This is a genomic window from Acidovorax sp. SRI_002 (genome assembly GCF_057586455.1).
In genome coordinates, this window is sequence record NZ_JBYCZW010000003.1 from 94,514 (window position 1) to 113,779 (window position 19,266).

At 67.0% G+C, this 19,266-nt stretch carries 18 protein-coding genes; 4 read left to right on the top strand and 14 right to left on the bottom strand.

Annotation, left to right across the window (positions count from 1 at the left end; genetic code table 11):
- Positions 1-45 precede the first annotated feature (45 nt).
- Entirely contained in the window at positions 46-534 is a 489-nt protein-coding gene (locus AC2YJX_RS08610) for a glutathione peroxidase (protein WP_055399822.1), read from the top strand.
- Positions 535-592: 58 nt separating this feature from the next.
- On the opposite strand, the gene AC2YJX_RS08615 is transcribed toward AC2YJX_RS08610, so the two are convergent.
- On the bottom strand, positions 593-1,798 hold the full coding sequence (locus AC2YJX_RS08615; RefSeq protein ID WP_487255800.1) for an acyltransferase family protein: 1,206 nt from the start codon (positions 1,796-1,798) through the stop codon (positions 593-595).
- A gap of 180 nt (positions 1,799-1,978) precedes the next feature.
- On the opposite strand from AC2YJX_RS08615, the gene AC2YJX_RS08620 reads away from it, so the two are divergent.
- Entirely contained in the window at positions 1,979-2,923 is a 945-nt protein-coding gene (locus AC2YJX_RS08620) for a LytTR family DNA-binding domain-containing protein (protein ID WP_218301262.1), read from the top strand.
- Between the two features lie 271 nt (positions 2,924-3,194).
- Here the strand turns inward: AC2YJX_RS08620 and AC2YJX_RS08625 are convergent, their stop codons facing one another.
- The 10 genes from AC2YJX_RS08625 to AC2YJX_RS08670 all read right to left on the bottom strand — a co-directional run bounded on the left by AC2YJX_RS08625 (position 3,195) and on the right by AC2YJX_RS08670 (position 12,645).
- A complete protein-coding gene (locus AC2YJX_RS08625; protein ID WP_055399814.1) occupies positions 3,195-3,929 on the bottom strand; it encodes a helix-turn-helix transcriptional regulator in 735 nt (244 codons plus the stop codon).
- Between the two features lie 61 nt (positions 3,930-3,990).
- On the bottom strand, positions 3,991-4,479 hold the full coding sequence (locus AC2YJX_RS08630; protein ID WP_431151541.1) for a GyrI-like domain-containing protein: 489 nt from the start codon (positions 4,477-4,479) through the stop codon (positions 3,991-3,993).
- 186 nt (positions 4,480-4,665) lie between these two features.
- On the bottom strand, positions 4,666-4,953 hold the full coding sequence (locus AC2YJX_RS08635; RefSeq protein WP_487255801.1) for a DUF2798 domain-containing protein: 288 nt from the start codon (positions 4,951-4,953) through the stop codon (positions 4,666-4,668).
- 457 nt (positions 4,954-5,410) lie between these two features.
- Positions 5,411-6,277, bottom strand: coding sequence for a ProQ/FINO family protein (locus AC2YJX_RS08640; protein WP_487255802.1), 867 nt, complete (start codon positions 6,275-6,277; stop codon positions 5,411-5,413).
- A gap of 132 nt (positions 6,278-6,409) precedes the next feature.
- The gene (gene glcF / locus AC2YJX_RS08645; protein WP_487255803.1) at positions 6,410-7,660 is read right to left on the bottom strand and encodes a glycolate oxidase subunit GlcF; all 1,251 of its coding nucleotides are present in this window, start codon (positions 7,658-7,660) and stop codon (positions 6,410-6,412) included.
- A gap of 41 nt (positions 7,661-7,701) precedes the next feature.
- Positions 7,702-8,502, bottom strand: coding sequence for a YoaK family protein (locus AC2YJX_RS08650; protein WP_055399803.1), 801 nt, complete (start codon positions 8,500-8,502; stop codon positions 7,702-7,704).
- A gap of 47 nt (positions 8,503-8,549) precedes the next feature.
- A complete protein-coding gene (gene glcE, locus AC2YJX_RS08655; protein ID WP_487256095.1) occupies positions 8,550-9,686 on the bottom strand; it encodes a glycolate oxidase subunit GlcE in 1,137 nt (378 codons plus the stop codon).
- Between the two features lie 261 nt (positions 9,687-9,947).
- Positions 9,948-11,492: an ammonium transporter gene (gene amt, locus AC2YJX_RS08660; protein WP_176887882.1), complete on the bottom strand. Its 1,545-nt coding sequence runs from the start codon at positions 11,490-11,492 to the stop codon at positions 9,948-9,950.
- 36 nt (positions 11,493-11,528) lie between these two features.
- Positions 11,529-11,867 (bottom strand): P-II family nitrogen regulator, encoded by a 339-nt coding sequence (gene glnK / locus AC2YJX_RS08665; protein WP_010466918.1) that lies wholly within the window; start codon positions 11,865-11,867, stop codon positions 11,529-11,531.
- Positions 11,868-11,913: 46 nt separating this feature from the next.
- Positions 11,914-12,645: a TorF family putative porin gene (locus tag AC2YJX_RS08670; RefSeq protein WP_121421928.1), complete on the bottom strand. Its 732-nt coding sequence runs from the start codon at positions 12,643-12,645 to the stop codon at positions 11,914-11,916.
- Between the two features lie 224 nt (positions 12,646-12,869).
- Here AC2YJX_RS08670 and AC2YJX_RS08675 point away from each other — a divergent pair, with 224 nt between their 5' ends.
- Complete coding sequence (locus AC2YJX_RS08675; RefSeq protein WP_487255804.1) at positions 12,870-14,414, top strand: YifB family Mg chelatase-like AAA ATPase; 1,545 nt, start codon at positions 12,870-12,872, stop codon at positions 14,412-14,414.
- A 166-nt stretch (positions 14,415-14,580) separates the two neighbouring features.
- A complete protein-coding gene (locus AC2YJX_RS08680) occupies positions 14,581-15,087 on the top strand; it encodes a MarR family winged helix-turn-helix transcriptional regulator (RefSeq protein ID WP_487255805.1) in 507 nt (168 codons plus the stop codon).
- Positions 15,088-15,165: 78 nt separating this feature from the next.
- Here the strand turns inward: AC2YJX_RS08680 and AC2YJX_RS08685 are convergent, their stop codons facing one another.
- From AC2YJX_RS08685 to AC2YJX_RS08695, 3 genes are read right to left on the bottom strand one after another with little or no spacing between them, the layout of a single operon-like run.
- Positions 15,166-16,758, bottom strand: a complete 1,593-nt coding sequence (locus AC2YJX_RS08685) for an acyl CoA:acetate/3-ketoacid CoA transferase (RefSeq protein WP_431151535.1) — start codon at positions 16,756-16,758, stop codon at positions 15,166-15,168.
- A gap of 37 nt (positions 16,759-16,795) precedes the next feature.
- Positions 16,796-18,049 (bottom strand): thiolase family protein, encoded by a 1,254-nt coding sequence (locus AC2YJX_RS08690; RefSeq protein ID WP_431151534.1) that lies wholly within the window; start codon positions 18,047-18,049, stop codon positions 16,796-16,798.
- Between the two features lie 2 nt (positions 18,050-18,051).
- A complete protein-coding gene (locus AC2YJX_RS08695; protein WP_431151533.1) occupies positions 18,052-19,266 on the bottom strand; it encodes a thiolase family protein in 1,215 nt (404 codons plus the stop codon).

The window sequence follows — 19,266 nt, forward strand, 5'->3', positions numbered from 1 at the left end:
GGCAGGGGCTACCATGGCCCGTCATCCCAACCCCGGAGGTTCCGCATGCCCACCAGCATCTACGACTTTGAAGCCCAGCAGATGAACGGCAAGACCGTGCCCTTGTCGCAATACAAGGACAAGGTGCTGCTCATCGTGAACACCGCCAGCGCCTGCGGCTTCACGCCCCAGTTCGGCGGGCTGGAAGAATTGCACAAGGAGTACGCAGACAAAGGCCTCGTCGTGCTGGGTTTTCCCTGCAACCAGTTCGGCAGCCAGGACCCCGGCAGCAACGACGAGATCGCCAGCTTCTGCCAGCTCAACTACGGCGTGAGCTTTCCGATGATGGCCAAGATCGACGTGAACGGCGCCAATGCCTCGCCCCTGTACCAGTGGCTGGCCGCCGAAGCCCCGGGCCTGCTGGGCAGCAAGGCGATCAAGTGGAATTTCACCAAGTTCCTGGTCGGCAAGGACGGCCGCGTGATCCGCCGCTATGCGCCGCAGGATGCGCCGAAGAAGCTGGCGGGGGATATCGAGGCAGCGCTGGCGGGTTGATCCCAACGCAGCCATCGATGCATGGTGTTCATCGCACCAGCGGTCGTGGTAGCGCTTCCTATCCCAGACTTGCTGGGGCCCGTTTGACCAACGGCTTTTCGCCCTGGCCCGGCAACCCGAACAGCGGCCGCAGCCACCGCACACGCCGTACCACCGCCGTCAGCCCCCAGCAAAGCCCCACCGTCCCGGCCACCAGGGCCAGCGGCTCCACCACCGGCCCCAGCTGCGCAGGCGCCAGCCACACCACCTGCACGATGATGGCCGTCTGGTGCAGCAGGTACCAGGGGTAGACCGACTCACTGGCCCAGCGCAGCCAGGGCCAGGGCCGATTGAGGCGGTGATGGGCCCAACCCAGGATAGTGAGCAGGGCCGCCCACAGGTACACGTCTGCCAGCACGCGCAGCGGCCAGCGCGCGGACCGCACGCCGTGCTGCTTCGCCAGGCCGAGCAGACCCAGGTACAGAACCAGCAGCACCAGCGCCAGGCCGAGGGTGCGCCAGCGCAGGCGCACCAGTTCGACCCACAGGCCGGTATCCAGCCCGATCCAGTAGCCGTAGACAAACACCGTGAAGTACACGGCGTGCAGCCACCCGTCATGGACCAGGTCGTGCGTGGGCGGCAAATGCGGCCACAGCAGCACCGAATACAGCACCAGCGGCAGCACGGGCACCACCATCAGTGCAGCGCCCCGCAGCCCGGTGAAGGCTCGGCGCAGGCGCTGCCCGGCGGCGGATTCGGCCAAGGGCAGCAACGCCGCCAGCACCATGGTGTAGACCCACAGGTAGGCCAGGTACCACAGGTGGTTCCAGGTGACGCCCGCGTGCCAGCCGTCAAATGCGCCCGGCGGCCAGGTGCTGCCGCTGTAGTAGCGCAGCAGAAAGGCGCCGAATCCTGGCGCGATGAGCCCGTTCGCCACCCCCTGCGCATAGGGCTGGTAGGGCACGATGACGGCCATGCCAAAGGCCAGCGGCACCAGCAGGCGCAGGCTGCGCAGCCGCACCAGCCCCGCCACCGACTGCCCCCGCCGGACCAGCCCGAAGGCCAGGCCCGAGACCAGGAACACCAGGTCCATGCGCCAGAGGTTGAGCGCGCGCATGGGCGCCTGCAGCCATTCCGCCACGTACGGGCTTTTGAGGTGCCAGTGCCAGTCGGCCACGTAATACATGGCCACGTGGTACAGGATGACCAGGGCAAAGGCCAGCGCCCGCAGCGCGTCGATGTCATGGCGGCGGACGGGGGTGGAGGCACAGGAAGGTGTAGACATGGCACAACGCAGACAGGGTGGGCACAGGGCCCGATGCTGCGGCCCCGCCCCTTCTCACGGCACCGCCGGGGGACGGGCTGGGGTGCCACTGGGACCAGCGGCGGGCAGGAGGGACGAAAAGAAACCGCCCCGGGGAAACTCCCGCCCGGCGGCGCATGGCCCTGCCTACACTTGCCACCCATGACCGCCCCCGCGCCCGCCTGGATCGACCGCTACCCCCACGACCGCGCCCTGCGGCGCCGTGCGGAAGTCAGCTTCTGGGCCGTGGTGCTGCTGGTGCAGGCGACCTTCAACACGGTGGTGACCCGGATCGAACTGCGCAGCGCCGGGCGGACCGTGGCCGCGTGGGAGCCGCTGCTGTGGGAGCTGACGAGCGCGCTGGTGGTGGCGGCGCTGATCCCGGCCGTGGTGGCGTTCGAGCGGCGCTTTGTGCTGCGCTGGGGCACGCTGCGGCGCCATCTGCCCTGGCACGTGCTGGCCAGCGTGGCCTACTGCACCGTGCACCTGGCGGGCATGTGGGCGCTGCGCCATGCGGGCTATGCGGCCCTGGGCGAGCGCTACCAGCCGCCAAGCTGGTGGGCGCAGTGGGGGTATGAATACCTGAAAGACGTGCGCAGCTACGCGCTCACGGTGTGCGCGCTGGTCAGCTACCGCTTCTTGCTGCTGCGCCTGCAGGGCGAGGCGCGCGTGCTGGATGCCCCCGAACCGCCCGCGCCACAAGTGCAGGACGTGCCCGAAACGCCCGCTGCGCAAGCCCCGGCATCAACGCCCGAAACCCCGCACGCCCCGCCCGCACAACGCCCCGAACGCTTCCTGGTGCGCAAGCTGCGCCGCGAGTTCCTGATCGCCGCAGGCGACATCGCTTGGCTGCAGGCCCAGGCCAACTACGTGGGCCTGCATGTGAATGGGCACGACTACCTGCTGCGCTCCACGCTCACCGACTTCCTCACCCAGCTGGACCCATCACGCTTCGTGCGCGTGCACCGCAGCTACGCGGTCAACCTGGACGCCATCGCCGTGATCGAGCCGCTGGACAGCGGCGACGCGCGCCTGGTGATGAAGGATGGGAGCAGCGTGCCCTGCAGCCGGCGCTACCGGGACGGGCTGGCACCCCGCGCGGGCTAAATACCTCGGGAGCTGTTCAAGCCCCATACCCGACTGCGTTCACAAAACACAACCCTTCACGCTGAGCGTGGACGGCTTGCGGCGATCAAACGCGAATCGATGTCAGTTATTCATTGTGCTGCGCGCCACCCTCCACGCATAAAACTGGCGCGGCCAAGGCCAGTGCCCCCGCGCAAGGGCCGCCCCGCCGCGCTGGGGGCGTCCCCCTCCCGACTCGCGCAGCGAGGAGAGAGAGGGGGAAGGCGCGAAGCGACTCAGGGGGTGCTTCACTTCACGCATTGAGCCCCGGCGTCTGCGCAGCCCCCCATTCGGGCGGGCAGGCGGCCATCTCCGCTTCCACCTTGCGCAGCATGTCGGCAAGGGTCTTGCCGGGCTCCTGGCGGAACTGTTCGTCGAGCACCACCAGATCCACGATGCGGTCGATGCGAAAACCCCGGAAGTCATTGCGCAGCTCGCACCAGGCCGACAGCGTCCAGACCTTGCCCCAGTAGAAGCAACCCAGTGGGCGCAGGCGGCGCAGGCTGGGGCGGCCGTGTACGTCGGCGTAGTTGATCTGCACCACGTGGCGACTGTGCACCGCCTCGCGCAGGGCCTGCAGGGTGGCCTGCACGCGCGGGTCCAGCCCCACCGATGGCGCATACAGCGCCTGCGCCTCGGCCGCTACGCGGGCAGCGGGGGGCAGCACCGACAGGATCTTGCCCAGCGCCCCTTCGACCTCGCGCGCCAGCCCAGCGTCGAGCCAGGCCTGGGCCAGGCGCGCGGCGGCCACCAGGGCGTTGGCCTCGCCCTGGCTGAACATCAGCGGCGGTAGTTCGAAACCCGCGCCCAGGCGGTAGCCCACACCGGCCTCGCCCTCAATGGGCACGCCCTGGTGCTGGAGGTCCGCCACGTCGCGGTAGATGGTGCGCTGCGAGACTTCGAGCCGCTCGGCCAGGAAGGCGGCCGTGGACAAGCGCCGACCCCGGATGAGCTGGACGATCTGAAACAGGCGGTCGGCGCGGCGCATGGTGGTTTATTTTTTCAGAGTTCTAAGGCCCTAGCGCTTATCCATCAAGCGCTACAAGCTATTAATTTTGAAGCATCACTCCGATATGGATGGCCACCTGGTCTGGGCCCTCATAGGCCTCGAAGTCGGTTCCAAAGCGGCGTTGCACCTGTGGGTTCTCGGCAAAGTAATGCCAGATGCGCACCCAGGTGTCGATCACCATTTGGGGCATATCGCCCTGGCCGGTAAAGACCAGGTAGTCGCCAGCCTGAATGTCAACGCGGCTGGCGCCGGGTACGGCCTGGGCCCCATCGGGGTCGGCCACGGCCACACCGGCGGTCACATCAAAGGCGCCGTGCTCGTTCGACTCGTAGCCGCTGTACACGCCGAAGATGCGTCCATCGTCGCCCCGGCTGGGCAGCTTGCGCTCCCAGCTCTGGCTGAAGAAACGGTTCCACAGGCCTCCGAGGCGCGCGATGGCGGGGTTCATCTCTTCGCTGTTGCGGGTGCGCACGGCGATGCCGGCCACGCTGAATGCTGGAATCTGGATGATTGCGGGGGTGTTTGTCATGGCGGGTCCTCTCTGGTCTTCAATGGATGGAATTGACGCGCGGGCCGCTGGGCGCCGTGCAGGAGAGGCATGGTGCGTGCACGCTACTGACAACCTGATGTCAGTAGCGTGCACGCACGCTGGTGACTCCGGGTGGGCTCAGCCCATGGGCGGCGTGAGGGTGCCCACCGCCCGCCACGCGATCGGTCAGCGCGGCTGCTCGACGATAGCCGCCGTGATGCGGCGCACCACAGGCAGCACCAGCAACAGCGTGGGGAAGGCCACTACCCAGGACAGCGCCCAGGCACTCAGCCACAGGCGCGGGAGGTCCAGCGAGAAGCCCGCCACGCGCACGGTGCTGCTCAGGGACACGATGAAGGTCATGAGCAGCGACAACAGCAGTGGCATGACCCAGGCCGCCGAGCGTGCGGGCAATCTGCGCAGCCCGAGGAAGGTCTGGCGGGACGACGGCGGGAGCGAGGAAGGTTGGTTCATTGAAATTCCAGAAAGCAGACCGGTCAAGCAAGGTGCCGCCCCCACCCTGCAGCAGATGCAGGCCAGGGACCACAACCCCGGCAGGGCCGGTGTTGGTTGGCACGTTGATGGACGCAAGAACGTGTTTGCGATCTTTTCGGGGCCGCGTTGGGGCGCAATCGGGATGATTGGCTGCTTCGGATGCGCAGCTTGGGCCCATGCCCATGCAAGCAGCCGGGGCATCCAATCGCCCGATTTCGCCCCAACCCTTCGGGCAAGTGCCTTGCCGGGCGGTCTGCGGCGTTGCGGCGCTTGTGGATAGCCGGGCTATCCACTGCGCACCGCGCCTGGCAACCCATCCCGGCAAGGCACTTGCGCGGCCCCGAAAAGACCGCAAACACGTTCTAGACGCTTACGGCAACCCATGAACCGGGTCGCGGGGAGATTCTAGGCCCAGTCGGCCCGGGCCGCGCTGGCCTTAGCTGCTTTGGCCCTCAGGCGCCGCAGCCACGGTGGCCTGGGCCCGCGCGGCGGCCAGGCGGCGCGCGCGTTCGACCTGCTGGGCCGCAGTGCGAGGCACCATGCCGTACATGTCGGCGAAGGCCTCCAGCGTCTGACCACTGGCTTCAAAGGCGCGCAGCAGGGCTTCGTCCTTGGCATTGCGGGCTGCCCATTCGGCAAAGGCTTCTTCGAGGATGGCGTTGGCGGCCTCGTCGCGGCTTTGCACCAGCTCGGTATACGCCTCGCGCGTGAGGCCCGAGGCCTCGAACGCGGCGATCATGCGGTTGCGCAGCTTGGGCAGCAGGTCTTCGGTGGCGCGGGCCTTCTTGCGGCGGTAGACCTCCAGCAGCGCGTGGTGCACATGCTCGGGCGCCATGTCTTCCACAGGCTGGCCTTGCAGGTCGTGGCGCTTGTCGCCCGCCGCCACGCTTTGCAGATACCGTGTGGAGCGGGTGTGGATGCCCAGAGCCACCTTGAGCGCCTCGCGCTCAAACAGCTCGGGGTGCGCAGCCAGCAGGTCCTGGAAGATGCCGCGCTTGAGCGGGCGGAACACGGCGCCAAACAGATGGGGATAGAGCCCCGCCAGTTGTTCCAGCGCGGGGTGAACACGCTGGGGCGCACGCGGGCCCGGGGCGCCAGCTGGCACGGTGGCGCCCTCGGCCCCCTCCGCGCCCCGGGGCGCCTGGCGCCCGTCAGCATTGCGGCGGTTGCGGCCACCACGGCGCGAGCCCCCTGTACGCTGGGGGGGAGCCCCAGCCTCCGTGGGCGCGGCTGCCACAGGCGCTGCCAAGGGTTCGACAGGGGCTGTGTGGGGTTGTTCTTGTGCGGACACGGAGTCGGTCATGGCGGTGCAGTTCCGGGGCAAAAATGGGGGCGACAAAACCCTCGATCATGCCAGCGTTGGGTCGGCGGGCGCAAAACAGCCTCTGACAGAGGCCTGAATTACCCTGTGCCTGTGCAGCAGGGCATGGGAGGGTCAGCCTGCGCGCAACGCCTCGTCCAGCACCTCCACCCAGTGCCGCACGGGCGTGCCCGTGCCACTTTGCAGGTGCGTGATGCAGCCGATGTTGGCCGACAGGATCATGTCCGGAAGCTGGTCGCCAAAGGCCTCGCCGAGCACGCCGAGCTTGCGGTCGCGCAGCTGGTACGACAGCTCGGGGTTGAGCACGGAATAGGTGCCCGCCGAGCCGCAGCACAGGTGGGCATCGTTGCGCGCCGCGCGCAACTTGAAGCCCAGCTGGTTCAGGTGCATCTCCACCCCGCCACGCAGCTTCTGGCCGTGCTGCAGCGTGCAGGGCGGGTGGTAGGCGAACAGCGTGTCGGGCTTTTGCAGGCGACCGGCGAGCTTATGCGCCAGCTCGGGCAACAGGTCAGGCAGCAGCTCCGACAGGTCGCGCGTGAGGGCGCTGATGCGCTCGGCCTTGGCCGCGTACATCGTGTCGTCTTTGAGGATGTGGCCGTATTCCTTGACCGTCACGCCACAGCCGGATGCGTTCATGACGATGGACTCCACCCCCTGCTCCACCAGCGGCCACCAGGCGTCGATGTTGGCGCGCATCTCGGCCTTGCCGCCTTCCTGGTCGTTGAGGTGGAACTTGACGGCGCCGCAGCAGCCGGCCTTGGGTGCGATCACGGTCTGGATGCCCACGGCGTCAAGCACGCGGGCGGTGGCGGTGTTGATGTTGGGCATCATGGCCGGTTGCACGCAGCCCGCCAGCATGAGCACCTTGCGGGCATGCTCGCGTGTGGGCCAGGCGCCGGCATTTTGGGGCGCGGGCACCTTGGCCTTGAGGGATGCGGGCAGCAGGCCGCGCACCAGTTGCCCGGCCTTCATGGCAGGGGCAAACAGGGGCGAGGGCAACCCCTCCTTCAGCGCCCATCGCAGGGCTTTTTCGCCCACGGGGCGAGGCACTTTTTCATCAACGATCTTGCGGCCGATGTCCACCAGGTGGCCGTATTGCACGCCGCTCGGGCAGGTGCTTTCGCAGTTGCGGCAGGTGAGACACCGGTCCAGGTGCATCTGGGTCTTGCGCGTGGGTGTCTCGCCTTCAAGCACCTGCTTGATGAGGTAGATGCGGCCGCGCGGGCCGTCCAGCTCGTCGCCCAGCAGCTGGTAGGTGGGGCAGGTGGCGGTGCAGAAGCCGCAGTGCACACACTTGCGCAGGATGGATTCGGCCTCCAGGCCATCGGCGCGGGCGCGGTATTCAGGAGAGAGCTGGGTTTGCATGGTGCATGCCTGGGCGAAGAGACAGAAAGATCAGGGCCGATTCAGCGCGGCGCGGTCGGTGGGTCCAAGGGCGCTTCCAGCGCCAGCGGCTTGCGCAAGGGGTGGCGCAGCCTTGCGCGGTCGGCCCACAGCGGGGGCAGCGACAGGGCCAGCAGCACCAGCGCCAGCGGCACCACAAACACAAAGCCCACATGCTTGAAGCCCGCCGCGCCCGCAATGCCGCCCACCAGGAACATGCCCACCAGCCCGGCAAACAGCCGCAGCCGGGCCTGGTTGGCGCGCACTTGTGATTCGGGCGCGGTGCCGGTGCGGTTCCAGTAGAGCATCTTGCCCATCTCGATGCCCAGGTCGGTCACCACGCCCGTCATGTGGGTGGTGCGGATCTGCGACGACGACATCTTGGTCACCGTGGCGTTCTGCAGGCCCATGATGAAGGAGAGCAGCAACACCGCCAGCGGCACGGCAAACGGTGTGGGCCAGGTGAGCGTGATGGCCCCCACCAGGCCGAACAGCAGCATGAGCACGGACTCCAGCACCAGCGGCAGCGCAAAGGTGCTGCGCAGCTTGCGCTGGCGCGCCCAGTTGATCATGATGGCCGTGGTGCCTGCGCCCGACATGAAGGCCCACAGCGCACCGATGGCACCCAGCACGATCTTCATCTGGCCCAGTACCAGGTTGTCGGCCAGCGAGGACAAAAAGCCGGTCATGTGCGAGGTGTACAGGTGCACCACCAGAAAGCCCCCTGCATTGACGGCCCCCGCGTTGAACGCCAGCAGCAGGCCCAGCACCCGGTTGCTGGCGACCGTGCGGCGGTTTCCGGTGAGGTGGCGAAGGCGTCGCATGGCCAAGGTGACGGTGAAAACGGTGGTGGTGATGGAACTGACCCCGCCTACCAGGCCCGCGCCATGCGGCCGGGGTTGAAGATGCCAGCCGGGTCAAAGCTGTGCTTGAGCCGGGCGTGGATGTGTTCCAGCGCCTTGGACTGAAGGTCAAATGTGCCGCCGGCGCTTGTCCCACCTGCGCCAGAAGCTACAAAAATAGAAGCATTTCCATCCACAGCCCGAGCGGCTTCGCGCAGGGCGTCGCCTGCGGATTCGGGCGCTTGCACCCAGCGCAGCGCGCCATGCCACTCGACCAGCGGCTGCGCGCCGCCCGGCAAGCTCAGCACCGGGGCCGTGGCGGGCACGGACAGGCGCCACAGGGCGTGGCCGGGCTGTGCAGCACGTGCGGTGAACCAGGGCAGGGTCTGCTCGCGGCAGGCCGTCCAGTCGGCGGCCACCGTGGCGTTGTCCATGCGCGTGCCACCCATCGTTTTGCAGGCGGCATCGACCGCCGCCACGGCGCCGCGCAGGCGCACATAGAGCGTGCCCACGCCACCGTCTTGCACCCAGCAGCTGGCGTTCAGGGGCAGCGGCTGGCCGCCCCAGGCGTGCAGCTTGCGCAAGGCGTCGGCCTGGTTGATGTCGTCAAACCGCAGCGTGGCCTCGCCGGGCGCCACGGGCAGCACCTTGAGGCTGACCTCGGTCAGCAAACCCAGCGTGCCCCAGGCACCGGCCATGAGGCGGGACACGTCATACCCCGCCACGTTTTTCATGACCTGTCCGCCAAAAGTCAGCAGCTCGGCTTTGCCGTTGATCAGGGTCACGCCCAGAAGATAGTCGCGCACAGCCCCTACGCTGGCGCGGGCGGGGCCTGAGAGGCCTGCCGCGACCATGCCGCCCACGGTGGCGGCATCCGAGGAGGCCTTGGCGAAATGCGGGGGCTCAAAAGGCAGGCATTGGCCTTGTTCGGCCAGCGCGGCCTCCAACTCGGCCAACGGGGTGCCCGCCCGCACGGTGACAACCAGCTCGCTCGGCTCGTAGCTCACGATGCCGCGCAGCACCCGCGTGTCGAGCACTTCACCATGCAGTGCCAGGCCATGAAAATCCTTGGTGCCCCCGCCACGGATGCGCAAGGGGGTCTGGTCGGCGGCGGCGGTGCGCACACGTTCGGTGATCTGGGCAAGGGCGAGGTCCATGCCTTGCATCGTAGCGGTAGCCATGTCCGGTGCTACACCCGGAGTGCGTGAATTTTTTGAACAGCGCGCGTGCAAAGGACTCGGGCCTGCGGGCAAGTTGTCTGGGGGAACATGCCTTGGCTACCCTGCCAAAGCCAGCAGCGAGCCCCCCACCGGTACGAAAAAAACCCGCCGTTGCCGGCGGGCTCAACAACCAGAGGAGTGACTCGCTTGTTCTTGTTGCGACGCTGCGGTGCCACCAGACACCGCAGCGCGTGGGGTGCAGGCGGATCAGCGGTTGTACGCTGTCTCGCCGTGCGAAGTGATGTCCAGGCCTTCGCGTTCGTCTTCTTCCGTGACACGCAGGCCCACCGTGAGGTCAACGATCTTGTAGGCGACGAAGGAGACCACACCCGACCACACGATGGTCAGCAGCACGGCCTTGGCCTGCGTCCACACCTGTGCGGCGATGGAGTAGTCGGCAGCAGTGACCATCGAAGCAGTCACCCAGTCGGCCACGTAGCCAGGGCCACCCAGGCCAGGGGCGTTGAACACGCCGGTCAGCAGGGCACCCACGATACCGCCGATGCCGTGCACGCCGAACACGTCGAGCGAGTCGTCCGCACCCAGCAGCTTCTTGAGACCGTTGACACCCCACAGGCAGGCAAAACCGCCCACCAGGCCGATCACCAGGGCGCCGCCGATACCGACGTTGCCAGCGGCAGGCGTGATGGCCACGAGGCCGGCCACGGCACCCGAAGCTGCACCCAGCATCGAAGCCTTGCCACGCATCAGCGCTTCGCCGATGCACCATGCCAGCACGGCAGCGGCGGTGGCCACCAGCGTGTTGATGAAGGCCAGGGCGGCAAAGCCGTTGGCTTCCAGGGCAGAGCCGGCGTTGAAACCGAACCAGCCCACCCACAGCAGCGAGGCACCGACCATGGTCAGCGTCAGGCTGTGAGGCGCCATGGCTTCCTTGCCGTAACCGATGCGCTTGCCCACCATGAACGCGCCCACCAGGCCCGCCACAGCGGCGTTGATGTGCACCACGGTACCGCCAGCGAAGTCCAGAGCACCCCACTGCCAGATCTGGCCAGCCTTGCCGGTCATGGCGTCGGCCACTTCCTTGGAGGCGTAGGCGTCAGGGCCCATCCAGAACCACACCATGTGGGCAATAGGCAGGTAGCTGAAGGTGAACCACAGCACCATGAACATCATGACGGCGCTGAACTTGATGCGCTCTGCGAACGCACCGACGATCAGGGCGCAGGTGATGCCGGCGAACGTGGCCTGGAAGGCGGCGAACACCACTTCTGGAATCACGACACCCTTGCTGAACGTGGCCGCGTTGGCAAACGTGCCTGCGGCGTTGTCCCAGATGCCTTTCATGAACAGGCGGTCAAAGCCACCGATGAACGCGCCGCCTTCGGTGAAGGCCAGGCTGTAGCCGTAGATGAACCACAGCACCACGATCATCGAGAACGTGACCATCACCTGCATCAGCACGGACAGCATGTTCTTGCTGCGCACCAAGCCACCGTAGAACAGCGCCAGGCCGGGCAGGACCATCAGGATCACGAGTATGGTGGAGGTCATCATCCAGGCGGTGTCACCCTTGTTGGGGACAGGAGCGGGTGCCTCGGCGGCAGCTGCGGGAGCGGCGGCCGCTGCCGCTGCGGGGGCTGCGGCAGCAGCAGGAGCCGGGGCTTCTGCGGCAGGAGCAGCAGCGGGCGCGGCAGCAGCCGGCTCGGAGGCGGCGGGCGCCTGTGCCAGGGACAAGTTGCCCATGGTCAGCAGACCCAGCCCCAGAATGAAGGAAGCAAGCAGTTTTTTCATGGCGTTTCTCTTCTTGGATGTAGTACGGCCGCGCCCTTACAGCGCTTCCTTGCCGGTTTCGCCAGTGCGGATGCGCACCACCTGCTCCAGGTGGGTCACGAAGATCTTGCCGTCGCCGATCTTGCCGGTGCGGGCTGCGCTCTCGATGGACTCGATCACGCGGTCCACGAGGTCGTCCGCCACAGCGGCTTCGATCTTGACCTTGGGCAGGAAGTCAACCACGTATTCCGCGCCGCGGTACAGCTCGGTGTGGCCCTTCTGGCGGCCAAAGCCCTTGACCTCAGTGACCGTGATGCCTTGCACGCCGATGTCCGAAAGCGCTTCACGCACCTCGTCCAGCTTGAAGGGCTTGATGATGGCTGTCACCATTTTCATTTTGGTTCCTCCGACATGGGCGCAGCAAGCGCCCATTGAGACTTGCTTACAGGGTTTTGGTGAGCGTGACGATCACGCGCGACTTGTTGACGTGGCCGAAGAAGGCCTTCTTGTTGGCACCCACCACGGCAGCGCCCAGCGACAGGCCACCGCCGAAGTCGTAGGCACCGCCCACGCTGTAGTCCATGTAGTTGGGCACGCCCAGGTCCTTGATGTCGCTGGCAAAGCGCGTGAAGCCGACCGAGGCCTTCACCGTCACGCTGGGGGCAACTTCCTGCGCAAACGCGAAGTTCAGGTAGCCGGTGTTGCGGCCCTTCAGGCCCGAGCCAGCCTTGGCGCCGGCAAAGCCGAAGTAGTCCTTGGAGATGGTGTGCGAATACTTGGCAGTGAAGGGGCCCATGGTGGCCGCGCCATACAGCTCGGTGGTGTTGCCGTTGCTGTTGCCAGGGTAGATGTAGGTCAGGGCGCCCACGTCCAGGTCAGCGCCGCCAGCCTTGAACTTGTAGCCGCCGTACAGGTCGGATTCGAGCGAGTTGTTGGCAAGCCAGTCCACGCTGGAGTTCCAGTTACCCACGTACCAGCCGGTGTCGCCGAAGGCGTAGTCAAAACCGCCTTGCAGTGCAGGCTTGACCGCTTTGGACTTGGAAACGTCCTGGTCCTGGCCACGGAACTTGTAGTTGGTGGTCAGGCTGACATTGCCGGTGAGCTGGGCACTGGCCAGCATGGGAAGGGTTGCAACAAGGGCAACGCCCAGGGTCTTGATGATGGCGCGGGTCATGTTTCCTCCGGTTGGACAAAGTAGGGACAAGCGTTTTAAGCACGGACCGTGCCACGCCAGTGCAACCATTGCATCGCCTTCACATCGCCGTTGCGTTGCGTTACACCGATCCCCAAGTACAGTGACGGTGTGCGCGCGGACCATGTTGCACCTTGTTGGTGCACTACACAACAGGGCCGCGCTAAAAAACCATAAAACGCACCCATCTGGGGAGAAACCGCTTCATGAGTCTTGCTTTGGTGCAAAGCCGCGCCCTTCTGGGGCTGCAGGCGCCTTCTGTCACCGTCGAAGTGCATCTGGCCAATGGTTTGCCCAGCTTCACGCTGGTGGGCCTGGCCGAGGTGGAGGTCAAGGAGGCCCGCGAACGGGTGCGCTCCGCGCTGCAGAACGCGGGGTTGGAGTTCCCGCATAACAAGCGCATCACGGTAAACCTGGCACCAGCCGATCTGCCCAAGGACTCAGGGCGCTTCGATCTGCCGATTGCGCTGGGCATCCTCGCCGCCAGCGGGCAGGTGGACGCAAGCCGTCTGGCGGGCTATGAGTTTGCGGGCGAGCTGTCGCTGTCGGGCGAACTGCGCCCCGTGCGCGGCGCGCTGGCCACCAGCCTGGCGCTGCAGACCCAGCAGATCACCGCGCAACTGGTGCTGCCCCCCGGCAGCGCTGAAGAGGCCGCCCTGGTGCCCGCCGCGCGGGTGGTGCGCGCACGGCATCTTCTGGATGTGGTGCGCGCCTTCCTGCCGCCGGGCAGCGTGGCTGCGGGCGATGCCGACGTGGCCAACGATGGCTGGACCCGCCTGCAGGCCACCCCCATGGCGGCGAGCACAGCAGGCCCCGACATGTGCGACGTGAAAGGCCAGGCCAGCGCCAAACGCGCGCTCGAGATTGCTGCCGCTGGCGGGCAGAGCGTGCTCATGGCCGGGCCGCCGGGATCGGGCAAGTCGATGCTGGCGCTGCGGTTTGCGGGGCTGCTGCCCGCGATGACCGTGGACGAGGCGCTGGAGAGCGCCGCCATTGCCAGCCTGGCCGGGCGCTTTCGCACCGACCAGTGGGGCCACAGGCCCACAGCCGCGCCACACCACACCGCCAGCGCAGTGGCCCTGGTGGGCGGCGGATCACCCCCCAGGCCCGGCGAAATTTCGTTGGCGCACAACGGAATCTTGTTTCTGGACGAACTGCCCGAGTTTCCGCGTGCTGCCCTGGAGGCCCTGCGCGAACCGCTGGAGACAGGACATATCACCATCTCCCGAGCGGCGCAGCGTGCGGATTTCCCCGCCCGGTTCCAGATGATTGCGGCCATGAACCCCTGCCCGTGCGGCTACCTGGGCTCCACCCAGCGCGCGTGCCGCTGCACGCCCGACCAGGTGAACCGCTACCAGGCCAAGCTCAGCGGCCCGCTGCTGGACCGCATTGACCTGCATGTGGAGGTGCCCGCCCTGCCCGCCGACCAGCTGGTGCAGGCACCCGCGGGCGAAGCCAGCGAGGCGATCCGCGAACGCGTGGCGCAGGCCCGCGCCGTGGCACTGGCGCGGCAAGGCAAGACCAACCAGGCGCTGCAGGGCCAGGAGATCGACACCCACCTGCACCTGCAGGATGCCGCCGCCAAATTCCTCAACACCGCCGCCGCCCGCCTGGGCTGGTCGGCCCGCAGCACGCACCGTGCGCTGAAGGTGGCGCGCACCATTGCCGACCTGGCGGGTGCACCCTCGACCGAAGTGGGCCATGTGGCCGAGGCCGTGCAATACCGGCGCGTGTTGCGCAGCCCCGTCTGAGAGCCACAGGCGCCGATGCTGCACCGTGTGTGTCGCCTGCCACACATCAATTACTATAATTTTTATAGCAACATATATCCGTCAAATAAGCGCTAGCGGCTGATTTGAATCAAATTTCCGCGCAACCTGCTGCCAACCCGCGCCCACCCCCCGCCACAATCACCCCATGTCCAGCGTTCGCCCCACCAAAAAGACCACAGCCTCCATGGCTCCAGCCAACCCGGCGCCCGCACCCGAATCGGTGGATACCGGCTTTCTGCGCACCCTGGTGGGCTACAACGCGCGGCGCGCGTCGCTGGCCGTGATCGAGGTGTTCATGGAGCGCATGGCGGTGTACCGCCTCAAGGTGGTGGATTTTTCGGTGCTGTCGCTGGTGGCGCACAACCCGGGCGTGACCTCGCGCCAGCTGTGCGTGACGCTGGGCGTGTTGCCACCCAATCTGGTGGGCCTGGTGGCTGCGCTGGAGCGGCGCGGCCTGATCGAGCGCCGCCCCCACCCCAGCGACGGCCGCGCCATGGGCCTGCACCTGACGCCCGCCGGTGTGGAGCTGACGGCCCAGGCCGAGCAGACCGCCGCACAGCTGGAGGTGGACGCCACCGCCGGCCTCACGGCCGCCGAACGCAAGACGCTGATCCGCCTGCTGCAAAAGGTCTACGCCCGCGACGGGGCCTGACAAAGAAAAGGGGCGCTGCAGCCAGCGCCCCTTGGTCTTTGGTTTTGTGCCCGGCTTCGGGCAGCTTCTGCGCCCCGGTTACAGGCCTGCGGCCGCCGGTGCCACGGTCTCAGACTTCGCCGCCATGGCCGCCGCCAGCCCGCCCCACTTTTCGTGGAACAGGCCCGCGTCCATGGTCTTCACATTGCGCATGATCGGTTTGAAGCCCATGTGCGCCAGCACGTCGCGCTCCAGGTCGATGCCGGGCGCGATCTCGGTCAGCTCCAGGCCTTCGGTGGTCAGGTGGAACACGGCGCGTTCGGTCACGAAGAGCACGTTCTGCTCGCGCTGGGCAGCATCCAGCCCATTGAAGGTGATCTGCTCGACCTTCTCGATGAATTTGCGCGAGCGGCCCTCCTTCACGATGGTGAGCTGGCCGTCGGCCACCTTCACCTCCAGGCCACCCGCCGTGAAAGTGCCGCAGAACACCAGGTTCTTGGTCGAGCGCGTGATGTTCACAAAGCCGCCACAGCCCACGGGCCGACCGTTGAACTTGCTCACGTTCACGTTGCCGTGGTTGTCGGCCTGCGCCAGGCCCAGGAAGCTCGCGTCCAGCCCGCCGCCGTCGTAGAAGTCGAACTGCAACGACTGCTCAATGATCGCGTCGGCGTTGTAGGCCGTGCCAAAGTCGCCCAGCTGCGCCGGGATGCCGCCGGTGATGCCGCTTTCCACGCTCAGCGTGAACTGGTCCGCCACACCCTCTTCCGCCGCCACCGACGGCACACCGGCCGGAATACCGATGCCCAGGTTGGTGATGGCGCCAGGTTTCAGCTCCAGCGCGGTGCGGCGTGCGATGACCTTGCGTTCGTCCAGTGCCATGGGCGCCAGCGAGTTCACCGGCACGCGCACGTCGCCACACAGCGCGGCGTTGAACTGCGTGGTGATGGTCTGCATGTGGTTCTCGGGCTGGCTGACCACCACGTAGTCCACCGACACGCCGGGCACCTTGACCGACTTGGGGTGCAGGCTGCCCGCCTTGACGATGCGCTCCACCTGCGCGATCACGATGCCGCCGCAGGCCTTGGCCGCGTGGGCGATGTTGATCTGCTCCAGCAGCACGCCTTCCTTGTCGAGCGTGAGGTTGCCGTTCTCGTCGGCCAGCGTGCCGCGGATGATGGCCACGTCGATCTTGGGCGAGGGGTAGAACAGCCATTCCTCGCCGTTGAATTCGACGAGCTTGACGAGGTCCTCCGTGGACTTGCTGTTGAGCTTGCCGCCTTCGATGCGCGGGTCCACAAACGTGCCCAGACCCACCTTGGTGAGCAGCCCCGGGCTGCGGCTGGCAATGTGGCGCGTGAGGTGCGACAGGCTGCCCTGCGGGAAGTTGTAGGCCTCCACCTCGCCGTCAAACACCATCTTCATCATCTCGGCGCCCGTCTGGCCGAAGTGGCCCGCCACGGTGCGCTTGATCATGCCGGGGTGGGCAAAGTGCACCATGCCCGCGTCCTTGCTGTTGCCGATGGCGCCGCAGGCCCAGGTGGTCACGTTCTTCGGACTGCCGTGGTCGAGGAAGTTTTTCTCGATGCCCTTGAGCACTTCCTCCGGCAGGCTGGAGACGGCCAGACCGCCCAGAAAGATGGTGGCGTTGTCGGGGATCAGGGCCCCCGCCTGGGCTGCGGTGATGATTTTCATGGTGCTGTGCTCTTGCAAATGGGTGTGAAGACTGGATTTACGCGTCGGTGTTCTCGATCAGCAAAGCAATGCCTTGCCCGCCGCCCACACAGGCGCTGGAGATGCCGTAACGCAGCCCTCGGCGGCGCAGTTCGCGCGCCAGCGTCACGGTCAGGCGCACGCCGGTGGCGGCCAGCGGGTGGCCCAGGGCAATCGCACCGCCGTTCACGTTGAGCTTGTTCAGGTCGAGCCCCAGCTCGCGCCCCACGGCCAGGGTCTGTGCGCCCTGGGCTTCGTTGATCTCGAACAGGCCGATGTCATCCAGCGTGAGGCCGGTGCGCGCCAGCAGCGCGCGGATGGCCGGGGCCGGGCCGATGCCCATGTACTCGGGCGCCACACCCACAGCGGCCACACCGCGCAGGCGCGCCAGCGGCTTGAGGCCACGCTGCTGCACATAGGCATCGCTGGCCACCACGGCACCCACGGCGCCGTCCACCAGGGCCGAGCTGTTGCCGGCGGTCTGCACGCCGCCCGGGTACACGGTGCGCAGCGCGGCCAGGGCCTCGACCGGCGAGGGGCGCGGGTGCGTGTCGCGGTCGAGCTGCGCGACCTTACGCGGCAGCGTAATGCCGCGCGTGGCGTAGCCTTCCAGTTCAAACTTCTCGCTGGTCACTGGCACGATCTCGCCCGCCAGGAAGCCATCCTCCTGCGCCTTGAGCGCGCGGGCAAAGGACTGCGAGGCGTAGGCATCCACGTCCTCGCGGGTGATGCCGTATTTCTTGGCCAGGTTCTCGGCCGTCTCGATCATCGTCACCGGGCCTGCGGTGTCGATCAATGCCTCCATCAGGAAGTCCTTGAACTCCACGGGCGCGCCCAGCTTGAAGCCGGTGCGGTGCGTGTAGGCCGCAATCGGGTTGCGCGTCATGGACTCGGTACCCACCACCAGCGCCACGTCGGTGTAGCCCAGCGCAATCTGGTCGGCGGCCTGGCGGAACAGCTCAAAGCCCGTGCCGCAGATGCGTTGCACCAGGATGGCTGGCACGGCTTGCGGCACGCCTGCATACAGGCCAATGTGGCGCGGCAGCACAAAGGCGTCGAAATCGGCCTGCGCCATGGAGCCCGTGATGACCGAGCCCACATCGGCAGCGGGCACGCCGCTGCGCACCAGCACGGCGCGCGCCACCTTGATGCCCATGTCGGTGGGCGACACATGGCCCAGCGGGCCGCAGTAATCGACCATGGGCGTGCGCACGCCGTCCACCAGCCAGGCGTTCAGGGGCGCGGAGAAAGAGCTTGTCGAAGTGGTCGTCATGGTCAGGCCTTGGAAGTGGTTTTGCTGTCGGTCACACGCAGCACGGTGGCGTAGCCGGTGTCGCCGGCCGCGCAGCCGGTGAACAGGCCCACGCCGCCGCCGCGCAGCACCAGCTCTTCGATCAGTTCGATGATTGCGCGCATGCCGGTGGGTGCCTGGGGGTGGCCCCAGATGATGGAGCTGCCGTAGTTGTTCATGCGCTCCCAGGCAAAGCCGGTGTCGCGCGCCAGGGCGATGTCGTTCACGGCGAAGGGGTTGTGCGTCTTGATGGCCACCACGTCGCTGATGGAAAGGCCCGCGTTCTTGAGCGCGTTGAACGCGGCAGGCGACGGTGCCATGGGCATGTAACCCGCCTCCACGCGCGCCATGCCAAAGCCCAGGATCTCCACTTCGATGCCGGGGTCGGTGGCTACGGCGCGGGCCCGTTCGCGGGTAGTGACAATGGCGCCCGCGTTGCCGTCGGCCGGATGCGTCTGGCCGCCAAAGGTCACCGTGCCGCCTTCCTTCACGGGCTTGAGCTTGGCCAGGCCTTCGGCGGTGGTGGGGAAGATGCCTTCGTCGGTACTGAGCGTGCCGGTCTGCTTGCGGAATTTGGAGTCGGTGACGGGCACATCGGCCATGTAGCGCTTTTGGAAGGCGCGGTCGTTGGCCAGCGCCTCCTGGTACTGGTGGTAGCGGTGCAGCTTGAGCGCATGCTGCTCTTCGGTGCTGATGCCATAGCGCGCCGCCACGTTCTCGCCGGTCTGCAGCATGGGGTTCTTGGCATACGGGTCGTGGCCCATGTTGTCGGGCACCCAGTGCTCGGTAATGCCATAGCCGCCCGTGCCGCTGGAGTCGGGGTAGTACACCACCGGCCCGTTGGACTGGCGGTCGGCCATCACCAGCAGCGCGCTGGTGGCCGTGCCGCAGGCCACCTCTTGTGCAGCCATCTGCAGCGCGCGCACACTGGTGGCGCAGGCCTGCTGCACCGTGGGCCCGGCCACACGGTCGATACCCATCATGCCGGTGACCCAGGGCAGGCCGTAGAAGCTGCCCTTTTGCGGGTTGGTGATCCCGAGGATCGCCAGGTCCACCGCCGTCAGGTCGTAGCCGCGCGCGGCGAGCGCCTGCTTGCCTACGGCGGCGGCCAGCGGCAGCGCGTTGAGGTTGGCCAGCGTGCCCTGCCACTTGGCAAACGGGGACGACCAGTAGATACCGTAGGGGATGAAGGCGTTCAT